The organism is Streptomyces sp. NPDC054840 (genome assembly GCF_053611065.1).
This window is the reverse complement of record NZ_JBSGZP010000915.1, coordinates 1-2,339: the sequence shown is the minus strand read 5'-3', so window position 1 is coordinate 2,339 and position 2,339 is coordinate 1. Positions and strand designations below refer to the sequence as shown.

The following is a 2,339-nucleotide window of genomic DNA, read 5'->3' as shown; positions in this document are numbered from 1 at the left end:
GCCGCGTGGCGTGCGTAACGCGCCCAAGAACGCGCCGACCGGCAGGTACAGCGGCCGGCCTGCCCGACCAGCCCCGCGTCCCGCGAGGCGGCGACAGGTCACGGGCCGGACGTCCGAGGCGAACCGCGCGGTGACGGGACTGCCCGGTACCTCCGCTGCCAGGGTTCGAGCACCTCGGCCAGAGCGGCCTCCTTGCCGGTCAAAGCCTTCGACTGGGCAGGTGCTCGACGTTGCGCTGGAAGTACCGGTGGGTGCGCTCGCGCTCCGTCGGCGCGGGCAGGGCCGCGATGCGTGCGCACGGGGGTTGGGGTGTTCCGCGACACTGCTTGATCGTGCCTCCCTGCCCACTGCGCCAACGGCCTCGGCGGGCCTACGTGGCCCTGGTGCTGGGGCATACCGGCACAGCCCTCGTCGGCCGGGCCGTGTCCCGCTCCGGGCATTGGCATCAGGTAGGGCCTGTTCGCGTAGGCGCGCCCGTCAGCCGGCGCGGCGGGCCGACGCGCAGCACGGAACCTGGGACATCCGCCTACGTGGCGGGTCGGCCAACCCGCGTCTCGAGCATCCACAGAGTGCCGCGCTCGATCGTGAACTCGACGTCGAACAGGTCGTGGTGGTGCGCTTCCAGCTGCTCCATGTAGCTGCGCAAGCGCTCGAACGAGGCCGGGTCCAGCGTGGCCAACTCCTGGAGCGGCAAGGTGGTGCGGACGCCCGAGACGACGTCATCGCCCTGGGCGTTCGGCAGGTACTCGCCGTACAGCCCGGGACGCCCCGTGGCCGGATCACGGCTGAACGCGACGCCGCTGCCGGAGTCGTCCCCGAAATTCCCGAAGACCATGCTCTGGACGGTCACCGCCGTTCCATGGTCGTCCGGGATGTGTTCGCGGTGCCGGCGCAGGCCGGCCTGCTCGCCGTTCGACGACCGGAATGCGGCGAGGATCGCCTGCCGCAACTGCTCGGCCGGACCCTGCGGAAACGCCCTCCCTGTGCGTTCGAGAATGAGGTCCTTGAACGTTTCGACGACCCTGATGAGGTCGCAGGCGTCCAGACGGGAGTCGTTCACGACGCGATGTTGCACCTTGATTCGCCGGAGCACGTCTTCGAACAGTGAACTTTCGACGCCCATGACCGTGCTGCCGAACATCTGCACAAGACGGCGGTAGGAATCCCATCCGAACCTCTCCCGTCCGGGCACCTTGGCCAGGCCGAGCACGGACAGGTCGTTCAGGCCGATGTCCAGGAGAGTCTCCATCACGCCCGGCGTGGAGCGCCCCGCCCCCGCCCTGACCGACAGCAACAGCGGATCGTCCACCTGCCCCAGCCGCTTGCCGGCAGCCCGCTCCAGCGCAGCCAGGTGCTTGCCGATCTCACGGTCCATACCTTCCGGCGGCTCACCGGTGGCCAGGAAGACGCGGCAGGCCTCGGCGGTGATGGTGAAGCCGGGCGGAACGGGCAGGCCCATGCACGCCATCTCCGCGAGGCTCGCGCCCTTGTCTCCGAGGAGCTCGGCCAAGTCCCGGCCGCCCTCGGTGAAGTCGTACACACAGGAGCCCATGACCTCCACCCGCCTGTTCGCCGATGTCCTGTCATATCGGGGCACAGACGCAGCGCCCCCTCTGTTCTCAGCCTGACTGTCCGGATCGCCTCTGTCCGGGTTTTTCCGCGCAGGTCCTGCTCGCCGGGGCCGCAGGAGGACGACGCCGCGGCGCTCGCGTTCCAGACGGGTACGGGCTCAGCCCTGTCCGTGTCTCTGCCGGCCTTGGCCTGTTCCGTGCGCACGCAATGCGGTCAGACGCTGTTCGTACTCTTCTTCGTCTATCTCGCCCCGGGCGAACCGTTCGGCGAGCACCTGCTCGGCGGAAGGCGCGACCGAGGGCTGCGCCGGGCCCGAGGGGAGACGGTCGGCGCTGCGGAGGAGCAGAACGACGGCCGCGACGGCCAGGGCCACGAGAAGGACCATGCTGAACGACATGGCGGCCCAGCCCCATCCGCCCATTCCGTGGCCGTACCAGAACATGGCCCACGCTCCTGTTTCGAAAGTCTGGGACAAGGCCCACAGGGCATGTCCCCCATGTCCTCACTGTCCGTCGGCCCGTGTCGTCCGGGCATGGGCCGGTCGGGGTCGTGACCAGGGTCGATTGGCCCCTTCCGATGCTTGGTCCGCCTCCCGGCCACGGATCGCCGCCGCAGGGGTCGGCTCGTCACCACAGAAGTTGTGCCAGAAGCGGAGTGCCGGAAGGTGTTCGCTCTTAGAGGTCGTTTTCGCCTGATATTTCATCCCGGAATCGGGTGTTATGGGGTCTTCTTCGGGTCGCGCCAGGAGATGGTGTTCTCGCTGGTGA

At 68.8% G+C, this 2,339-nt stretch carries 1 protein-coding gene and 2 pseudogenes; all 3 read right to left on the bottom strand.

Going from position 1 to position 2,339, the window contains the following annotated elements; translation table 11 throughout:
• Window positions 1-211 precede the first annotated feature (211 nt).
• Window positions 212-361 (bottom strand): annotated as a pseudogene (locus tag ACWGIU_RS35900) (polyphosphate kinase 2); the annotation flags it as partial.
• Between the two features lie 177 nt (window positions 362-538).
• A pseudogene (locus ACWGIU_RS35895) lies at window positions 539-1,552 on the bottom strand (PEP/pyruvate-binding domain-containing protein); the annotation flags it as partial.
• 177 nt (window positions 1,553-1,729) lie between these two features.
• Window positions 1,730-2,014, bottom strand: coding sequence for an SHOCT domain-containing protein (locus ACWGIU_RS35890; protein WP_453712281.1), 285 nt, complete (start codon window positions 2,012-2,014; stop codon window positions 1,730-1,732).
• Between the last annotated feature and the right edge of the window lie 325 nt (window positions 2,015-2,339).